Source organism: Streptomyces sp. CB02366 (assembly GCF_001905905.1).
Classification (GTDB): domain Bacteria; phylum Actinomycetota; class Actinomycetes; order Streptomycetales; family Streptomycetaceae; genus Streptomyces.
This window is the reverse complement of the sequence record NZ_LIVT01000038.1, coordinates 1-8,961: the sequence shown is the minus strand read 5'-3', so window position 1 is coordinate 8,961 and position 8,961 is coordinate 1. Positions and strand designations below refer to the sequence as shown.

Below are 8,961 nucleotides of genomic sequence, written 5' to 3'. Positions count from 1 at the left end.
CGTCAAAGCGGATCAAGCTCAGCCACGGGGCTACCCATGATGTGCTGGCCTGCTGGTTCAGAGTCGACCGCTCCACCATCACCCGTGCTATCGGTGAGGTGCGGCCCCTGCTCGCCGAGCGAGGGTGCACGATCAGCCCCGGCGTCCGGCTCCGGACGCTGGCCGAAGTCATCGACCACCTCGGCACGAGTGGGCAGACCGGCATCATCGACGGCACCGAGATCCGGGTCCGTCGGCCAGCCGCGGGACGCAAGGACCGCGACGTGTTCATCTCCGGGAAGAACAAGCGGAACGCCGTCAAGACCATGGTCCTCACCGACCAGAACGGAAGGGTGCTCTTCAGCAGCCCAGCCAGACCAGGCAGCTGCGCGGACATCACTCACGCCCGGCAGTTAGGGCTGGTCAAGCTCCTGGCCGACGGGCCGGTCGTCGAGATCCTTGCCGATGCCGGTTACCAGGGGCTCGGCGCCCAGACCGGCGGACGCGTGGTGACGCCACCGCACCGGAAGTTCAAGAAGGGCGCCCCGGACTGGTACGAGGAGATGCACGAGCGACAGCGCAAGGCACACTCCTCACGCCGCATCCGGGTCGAGCACGGCATCGCCCACCTGAAGAACTGGCGAGCTCTCGGCCGTCGCGAGCACATGAGCGACACCGTCCAGGCCGTCGCCGGCCTACTGTCCCACCAGCAGACCGCGGACCTGGACCCCCGACGACAGAGATGAGCACCGGTCCCACCGAAGCCCTCGACGTCTCACCGCTTACCACGCACGAGCTCGTAAGGGCTGTCCCGCAAAGATCTTGGCTCCGAGTACGGAGCAACCTTAAGAGGTCATCTCATTTGGCGAGTCTGCGGTAGCAGATCAGGGTGCAGGCGATGCTGGTGAAGGCGAGGAAGTGGTCGGCTTTGTGTTCGTAGCGTCGGTGGAGGCGGCGGCAGCCGGTGAGCCAGGCCATGGTGCGTTCGACGGTCCAGCGGTGCCGGCCCAGCCGTTGCGAGGACTCGACTCCCTTGCGGGCGATGCGGTGGGTGATACCGCGTTCGCGTAACCATTGCCGCAGGTGGGCGTAGTCGTAGCCCTTGTCGGCGTGGAGCTTTCCGGGCTTGCGCCGTCGTCGGCCGCGGCGCGAGCGGATCGGCGGGATGCCCTTCACGAGCGGGATCAGGGCCTGACTGTCGTGCAGGTTCGCGGCCGAGACCCCGACGGAGATGGGCAGACCCGACCGTTCCGTGATCAGGTGGATCTTCGAGCCGTACTTGCCCCGGTCGACAGGATCCGGACCTGTCAGGTCCCCCTTTTCAGGGCCCGCATGTTCACCGAGTCGATCGCGCACCGCGACCAGTCCAGCTCGCCTCGGGCGCCGAGTTCGTCGAGGACCAGGCGGTGGAGCTTGGCCCACACCCTGGCCTTCGACCACTCCGAGAACCGCCGGTGAGCAGTCGCTCCGGACGGGCCGAACGACGCCGAAGGCAGCTGCCGCCAGGTACAACCCGACGTAGCCACGAAGACGATCGCGGCCAGCACTTCCCGGTCACCGTGCCGACGCCGACCACCGCCCTGCGGCCGCGACGGCGCCTCCGGCACCACCCGCTGGAACAACTCCCACAATTCGTCCGGCACCAGCCGTTCAACGATCCCCACCATGACTTACAGAATACCGAGTCACCCAAATGAGATGGACTCTAAATCAAAAATATTTCCTGGTGTCTTTCCATGCGTTTTCTGTTCTTCGAAAGATTGCCAACAAGTGCAGCTGTCGCGGCAGCCATTGCCCAGGTTGTGGCCCATAGAATATCGTCGACGAGCGTATGGCTCACGGTGGCGGACATAATTGCCGAGGAGCAGGACAGTGTGAGGCAGGTTGAAGCGAGAGCGAGACGCTTCTTGATCTTCGCGTGCTTCTTCGTCAGAGCACTCCAGCGGCGTTCCAGCTCTTCCTGGCGTGCCAACTTTGACGACTTCTCTGCGGTTAGGCGCTCATGATCCTGTTTATACCATTCAAGGAGTTCTTCGGGTGGTAAAGAGTTGATATTCACGTCTCCGATTCTATTGCTTTGGAATACCGGCCCGTTCGCCTCTCCTTTGAAGTAGTTGCTGATTTCATTCCTCGACCCATGTTCGTCCTTGCTTCTCTCGGTCCCCATCTATCAAAGGTAATGGCCAGTCAGGCGGCACGTCGACAGCGCCGTTCCTGCGGGGCGACACGGTCTGGCCCGGACGACCGAACCTCGGCAGCCCGACGGCCGAGACTGCCGTACCGGTGCCTTCGCAGACCTCCTCCGCGCCGGCTTCGGAGGCACCGGGGCACTAACCGTCTTCAACGGGCTGATCGACGCTCTCGCGGATGATGCTTCGTCGATCGCCGCTCTCGGGGCGGTGTACACCGCACCGCGACACATACGGGCTCGGCCCGCCCCTCGGAGAGGGGCGGGCCGCACCGGGGCCTCCCACCCGATGACGGTCAACGAAGCCGTGCTCGCCCTGCTGCGCCCGAAGCCGAACCTGCCCGAGCTCGCCAGCGAGCCGGCCGACGTCCGCGCCGCCGCGCAGGCCGCCTTCGACGCGCCCGCCGGGTTGGGCACCATCGCCTCCTACGCGACCGAGGTAGCGCTACCCGCGAGGGGCACATGGGCCAACCCGGGCAAGGGCGGCGCCCAGGCGGACATCGTCATCACCGCGCCCGAGGACGGGGTGCCGCTGCTGTTCGTGGAGATCGACAACTGCTTCGAGTCCGCGCAGGTCCTCGCCGGCAAGATCGACAAGTACATGCGGTTTGGCCAGCGGAAGGTGAAGGCCACCGGCGGCAAGGAGCGGCCGATGTGGCGCACCCGCTGGTGGGTACCCGACGGCCGCCACAGCGACCGGCCGCGCCCGCCGCTGCTGCTTGTCTTCAACCGGATCGGCCCGCGCAACCCGGGCACCGTCATCGCGCGGCTGGCCGAGCTGAGCGAGCGGCACTGGAAGGGCACCTGGTACGAGGGCGGCTTCCACATGTACGACCGCAACTGGATCGCGCTGAGCATCCTCCGCGACGTGGCCGACTCCCTCGCTGAAGCCCGATACACCGGTGGAAGGCCGACCCAGGTCTCCGTCTACATTGCCCCGGCCCCAAGCAGTGGAGAAACAGCGCTGGCGGCGGGCTGAACGACTGCCCCACAGCCCCGTCGCTCTCTCAGGGGGCCGCTGCCTGGCCTTCAGGGCCGGCTGAGGAGGCCATGGCGACTGCACGGCAGGCAGACCGGCAGCGCGAGGGCCACCACCTCTACGACGGCAAGGCCCCGATCGTCGCTGTCGGGCTGAACAACCTGCGCGAGCACGGCCCAACGGGCCCGGTGTTCTACCGCTTCGGCCGTAACCGGCCCCAGCCGCTCCTGGAGGCGATCGGCAACCCCCGCCGCGACGCGACCGCCTCCCGCGAGTTGGAGGAGGGACGGGTCCAACAGGAGGAGTCGGGTAGGAGAGGTGGCGGAAGACGACGAACGACCCTGGCCCCCTTGAAGAACGAATGAGAGGCACCGGCGTGGCCGATTCTGAGATGAGGGCGGTGGGCTGGGCGCAGTCCTTCCCCATGTCCCAAGGGGCACGGGCCGGGCGCCGCTGGGCGCGGGGACATCTCGAATCGCTGGAATGGGCGCAGAGCGCACCCGATTTGGTGGACTCGGTGCTTCTGACAGTGACCGAACTCATTACAAACGCGCACAAGCACGCTCATAGCGATGCCCAGCTCGTCCTGACCTGGGACAGTACCTGCCTCCACGTCAGCGTTCACGACGCCAGCCCGAACCCGCCGACCCCGGCCGACCGGGGCCTTGACGCAACCGGCGGCCGGGGCCTCACGATCGTCAAGGCACTGTCCGACAGCTGGGAACATCATCCACAACGAGACGGAAAGACCGTGACCGCCTGCTTCGTCCCGCCTGGATACCCCGCGCCGGACCACATTCTCAAGCCCGACGGCACCACCTGACCAGCAGGGCGTACGCCCTCTGCGCCAAGGTCAGGAACGTCAGCGTGGTCCAGATCCCCTCACCAAGCACCTGCGCCAACAGGGAGGCACTCCGTGATGCGAACGCTGCTGACGGTCCTATCTACCGCCAGCGGCCGTCCAAGCCTCGGGACATCTGTCCCTCCCTCAGCGATCGCCTCCGCAGGGGGAGGAGATGACGTCGAACGTTCTCCACTCGTTGTGCCGCGACCTCGCCATGAGCATCAGCAGGCCCGCCGACGCGCTCTATACCCGTTCCCGAAGGCGCCGCCCCGCCGACGCCCTTCCCGTACGCGGCCACCCTCGCGGCGGTGGGCCACTGGCGCGTAAGCGCCTGGCATCAGCTTCATCCGAAGCGTTCCGTTCGACTCACCCCGAACGCTCGCGTGCGAATTCGCACGCCGCGCCAGCCGGATCAGGGGCCGGTGAGGATGTCGTGGGTGCCGATGCGACGCCAGATGACGTGCGGTGTGCCGGGACGCACCTCGGTCCCGTACTCGAACGTGGCGCGTCCTGAGAGGCCGGTGCCCATGGACCAGGTGATCTCGTATACGCCGGTGGACCGCTGTACACGCTTGACTCGTAGACCGGGGCGGAAGTGGCGGCCGGTGCGCAGGTCGGGCACGAAGGCGTCCAGGACGACGCGGAGGAAGCGCCGGCGCTGGGCGGGGGTGAGGTGCTGGAGGTCCGTGGTGAAGCGGGGGAGGGTCTCGAAGGTGGGCACGTGGTCTCCTCCGGGCAGCACGACGAAGCCCCCGGCGGTTGCCAGGGGCTGCTGTAGGCGGTGCTCGTTGGTGGTGTTCGTTCCGTGGCGCTGAATGCTGCTCAACGGTGCTGGATGGTGTTGTCCGGGCCGTGGTGTGAGGACTGACGGAGAGCGATGACATTCGTGTTCGGCCCGGGGCCGCTTCCCGCCCGGCGGGCCCCGGTGAAGAAAGTTCGGCTGCTGTTCCCGCTTGGCGGGACGCCGGGCTGATCGGTCTTTTCTTGCAGCTCAGAGCTGTGTGGCGTGGTCTGCATGACAGTGGATATCAGGGTGATTCGGGCCGGTCAGATGTACCGCTACTACCTCCGGGAGACCGTCGTCGGTGACGGCCGGGGCCCGGCCCGCACACCGCTACGCGACGCTCAGGAGCAGGCCGGTGTCCCGGTGGGGCGTTGGATGGGCCGCGGGTTGGATGCGCTCGGGCTCGCGCCGGGTGAGGAGGTCACCGAGACGCAGTTGCGGAACCTGTTCGGTGAGCGGGGCCGTCACCCGTACGCGGACCGGATCGAGGCCCACCGGCTCGCCGCGGGCGACTCCCCGAAGAAGGCGTATCAGGCCGGTGCCCTCGGACGCCGGGTGACGGTCACGGGCGTGGACTTCGTGTTCCGGCCGCAGCCGACGATCTACCTCCTGTGGGCGTTCGGGGACGAGGAAACGCGGCGGGTGATCGAGGCCGCCCACGAGTACGCGATCGTGCGGGTGCTGGAGTGGATCGAGGACGAGGTCGCGGTGATCCGGTACGGCAAGGACGGCATCTACCGGGTGAGGCCGCCCGGCGGTCTGGTCGCCGCCCGCTTCCGCCACTACCAGGCGCGCTCCGGACGGCCCTTACTCCATGACCATGTGCTGCTGTCGGTGAAGGGGCAGCGCCTGGACGGGAAGTGGGGCTCGATCCACACCCTGGCCCTGCACGAGCACACCGTGGCCGCCTCCGCGCTCTACAACGAGCTCGTGGCCTCCGAGGTCTGCGAGGCGCTGGGGCTGGCGACCGAGCCGCGCACCGTCACTCCGGGGCGCCGGCCGGTGATGGAGGTCGCCGGGGTGCCGCACGAGCTGATCCGCTGGACCGCCCGGCGCAGCGACCAGATCGCCGCCTGCCTGACCGAGCTGGAGCACGAGTACGTCACCGCCGTCGACGACAACGGCGAGCCGCGGTTCCTGCCCGTGGTCTCCGAGCGGGCCCGCGCCAAGCTCAACGCCATAGCCGCCCGCAAGACCCGCCCGCCCAAGCAGTCGGCCCGGCCGCTCGCGCAGCTGCGCGCGTGGTGGAAGGCGAGCGCGATCCTCACCTCCGGTGTCGCCGCCGACGTCATCACCTCCCTCCTCGAGTACGCCCGCGCCGCAGCCGCCGCGATCCGGGCCCGGGTCGCCGCCGTGGTCGACGTCGCCCTGGCGGCCGTCGACGTCACCGCGACCGTGTTCGTGATGAACGACGGCGGAAGGTTCCACCGCCGCCCCCTTCTCGCCGAAGCCCGCCGCCACCTCGCCCTGGTCCTGCGCGGCCGCCGCCGCGACCCCGGCCTGGACGACCAGGTCGTGGCCGTCGCCATCTCCACCCACTGCCTGGACATCAGCGAGCCGAAGACGATCCGCGGCCTGGAGGCTGGCTATCGCCTCTACACCGCCCGGTGGGCCCTGTCCGACCTCCCCGCCCGGCGCCGATCTCCGACCGCCGCGCCCGACCCGGACCGGCACCCCTCAGCCGACTCCGGCGAACCGGCTGCGCCCCGCCCACCGGGCCAGGACGCGGGAGAGTGGGAGATCCCCCGCATCCCGCTCCAGTACGAGCGGGCCGTCCTCGCCGGTGCGGTGGTGCGGGAGAAGCTGCACACCACCACCGCCGTGCGGGGCCGGGCGTACGACGTCGTCGCCCACCAGCAGGCGGCGATGCCCGAGCAGCTGCTCGCGCCCGAGCTGGCCGACCCCGAGCACGACGACCAGAAGCAGAAGCCCGGCCGCCGCGACGCGCTGGACATGACGGCGCTGCGGGCCCTGCGGGAATCGCGCACGGAAGTCGAAGCCCTCGATGTCACCGCCGAACGCCTGCGCCACCTCCAGGACGCGTTCAGCGAGGCGGCCGACCGGGCCCACTCCACGATGAACCGCTACACGCGCCGCGACGACACCGAGACGCCGCACCCGGTGCGCCGGGACGATCAGCAGGCGCACCACCCACAGGATCCGGGACCGCACCGCGGCCGCGAGGCCGCGGCTTCGAAGAGCGACCTCCATGCGTGAACAGCGACAGCCGCTGGCGTGTTGCGGAGGTGCTGCCGCACCCTGGACCATGCGGGAAGTCGGGAGGGCGGCGAAGGGCCGCCTCCCTAGCGAAGGCCGGACCGTCGCTAGGGCGAGGGGATGTCGTCGGGGCCTGGCTGTGAGAACAGGGGACATGCAGCAGATGGTGACGGGGATGGGCGAGGTGTGGTCGGGAGCTGAAGGTACATGGCCTGACGGGAGGGAGCCACACCCTTCGGTGGTATCCCTGCGAGCGGCCACACGAGCATTGCGCTTTCATCTGGACGCGCTTCCTGCGGTGTTCCACTTCGATGGGCCGGGTGACCAGTTCCTCGCCGAGTCGGCATTCCCCTACGCCCGTTGGCGATATGCCTGCGCCGACTCGCTGCTGGGTTCGGGGATAGGCGGAACAGTCGTAGGGGCGCTAGCCCGGAGTCTGTTCGATGATGGCCTGCTGTGGCAGTGGATTGCCGAATCTCCCGCGGAACGACGGCAGGCGCTGCTGGGCAGCATGCTCGAGGAGCGCGACCGGATCTGCGGTTTTCTGTCCGCCCACGAGGTGAGCTGCCCCAATCTTGCTCGGTGGTTCGTTCCGCTAGACGGCATCACCGACCTGACGGGAGCGTCGCTGGCAGCGCTGTCGGCACCGTCCCTGCCTGATGGTTCGGAACTCCTCGACCTGTTTCTTGCTTCCTCTCCGGTTCGACCGGCGCAGCCGGTGCTGACGGGCGGAGGCATCGAGGATCTCCTCAAAGCTGCGCGGGGCATGCTGGCGATGTCCGGGCTCCGTGGAGCGGTGATGGTCCTTGGGCATGCCGGGCACGGCAACCTGTTGGGCATGCAGAGCAGCCTGACTGTCGGCGGGGTTCCCGGGCATGATCTGCGGGCTGACCACGAAGCACTGTTCATGCACGTAGCCGCCGTCGGCGTCACGGTGACTCTTCTGGGCGCGTGCGCAGCCGTTCCGGAGTCCTGGCCGCCGGAGGTGGAGCAGGCCGGTTTCCTCGGGACTCTGATGCGGCTGACCGAAGAGGTGGTTACCGCGGCAAGCGCGGTGCACGGACTCGGCGATCCGCGGCCCCCTGCCGGCGGCCCGCCGAAAGTCAGGGTCAAGGTCCGGGACAGGCGTCTTCGCTCAGCGGCCGTCATCGCCAGCGGTGATGTGCTGCCGGACATCGGCAATGCGAGTGCGGTCGTTTCAGCGGTCAGGAAGTACGACGCTTTCGTGAGCAGTTGGGTCACGAGCCCCTGGGCCCATGGCGACCCCAAACTAGCGAGCGTTCTCGCCTACAGCGGCGCTCATTCGACGTTCGCGACCGTCATGAGCGGTTTCGACCAGCATGCGGCCGTCACGTCGGTTTTCGCCGCGCGGATGCTTCTGGAGGAAGCGGCCCGGTTCACCTGGCTGGCCCAGGACGTGGAGGACGACGAGGCCTTCGTCCAGCGGTCCACCCGCTACTTCGACGAGTTCCGAGCAAGGAAGAAGAAGACGATCGCGCTCTTCTCCAGCAGCGGAGTGGCCCGCGCGGCCGCCATGAAACTGTTCCAGATGCCCGACAGCGTCGTCGAGGGCCCGGAGACGATTTCCAAGGGCCGCCAGCCCTTGCCGCCGATCGACGAGATGCTCCTGCATCTGGGGGCGCCCTACCCCGAGCCGGGATGGTTGCCGGTGGCGTACTCACTGCTGAGCCAGGTCACGCACAGCACGCCCATCGGCCTGGTTCATATGGCCCGCTACCGTGACGGCATCCTGTCCGCCCACGACATTTCCCCCGAGATGCTCGCCCTCGCTCTGGACGTAGCCTGCTTGGGCAGCGCCCGCCTGCTAGGCATGTCCGGCCTGATACTGACGCACGGCAGCGACGAGGCCCGCCAGTACGCCTTCGGCCTCGAGGAACGCGCTCTGGCAGTACACGACGCAGCGCGCCTGGTGCACTGGCTGGACTGATTCGTCGTGAACCGCCCCGGGT

Annotated in this window: 9 protein-coding genes; 6 read left to right on the top strand and 3 right to left on the bottom strand. The window is 68.2% G+C overall.

All coding sequences use genetic code 11. From position 1 onward, the window contains the following. Positions 1-725, top strand: a 725-nt coding sequence (locus AMK24_RS32380) for a transposase family protein (protein WP_206780353.1), incomplete at its 5' end; no start/stop codon positions are given. Positions 726-837: 112 nt separating this feature from the next. Here AMK24_RS32380 and AMK24_RS33615 read toward each other — a convergent pair. After that, positions 838-1,646 (bottom strand): IS5 family transposase gene (locus tag AMK24_RS33615; protein WP_385515661.1). Its coding sequence is split into 2 segments (ribosomal slippage): positions 838-1,298 and positions 1,298-1,646, totalling 810 coding nucleotides; the frame shifts between segments, so codons are not numbered across the junction. A 38-nt stretch (positions 1,647-1,684) separates the two neighbouring features. Next, positions 1,685-2,038: a hypothetical protein gene (locus AMK24_RS33870; protein ID WP_143203782.1), complete on the bottom strand. Its 354-nt coding sequence runs from the start codon at positions 2,036-2,038 to the stop codon at positions 1,685-1,687. 340 nt (positions 2,039-2,378) lie between these two features. On the opposite strand from AMK24_RS33870, the gene AMK24_RS33610 reads away from it, so the two are divergent. From AMK24_RS33610 to AMK24_RS32355, 3 genes are all read left to right on the top strand, one after another. After that, the gene (locus tag AMK24_RS33610) at positions 2,379-3,146 is read left to right on the top strand and encodes a replication-relaxation family protein (RefSeq protein WP_073772441.1); all 768 of its coding nucleotides are present in this window, start codon (positions 2,379-2,381) and stop codon (positions 3,144-3,146) included. 71 nt (positions 3,147-3,217) lie between these two features. Beyond that, positions 3,218-3,511, top strand: coding sequence for a hypothetical protein (locus tag AMK24_RS32360; protein ID WP_073772440.1), 294 nt, complete (start codon positions 3,218-3,220; stop codon positions 3,509-3,511). An 11-nt stretch (positions 3,512-3,522) separates the two neighbouring features. Beyond that, positions 3,523-3,969: an ATP-binding protein gene (locus AMK24_RS32355; protein ID WP_073772439.1), complete on the top strand. Its 447-nt coding sequence runs from the start codon at positions 3,523-3,525 to the stop codon at positions 3,967-3,969. A 433-nt stretch (positions 3,970-4,402) separates the two neighbouring features. Here the strand turns inward: AMK24_RS32355 and AMK24_RS32350 are convergent, their stop codons facing one another. Continuing rightward, the gene (locus AMK24_RS32350; protein ID WP_242435352.1) at positions 4,403-4,816 is read right to left on the bottom strand and encodes a hypothetical protein; all 414 of its coding nucleotides are present in this window, start codon (positions 4,814-4,816) and stop codon (positions 4,403-4,405) included. A gap of 189 nt (positions 4,817-5,005) precedes the next feature. On the opposite strand from AMK24_RS32350, the gene mobF reads away from it, so the two are divergent. Continuing rightward, the gene (gene mobF, locus AMK24_RS32345) at positions 5,006-6,991 is read left to right on the top strand and encodes a MobF family relaxase (RefSeq protein ID WP_073772444.1); all 1,986 of its coding nucleotides are present in this window, start codon (positions 5,006-5,008) and stop codon (positions 6,989-6,991) included. Positions 6,992-7,229: 238 nt separating this feature from the next. Further along, entirely contained in the window at positions 7,230-8,939 is a 1,710-nt protein-coding gene (locus AMK24_RS32340) for a hypothetical protein (protein ID WP_143203781.1), read from the top strand. The last annotated feature ends 22 nt before the right edge of the window (positions 8,940-8,961 follow it).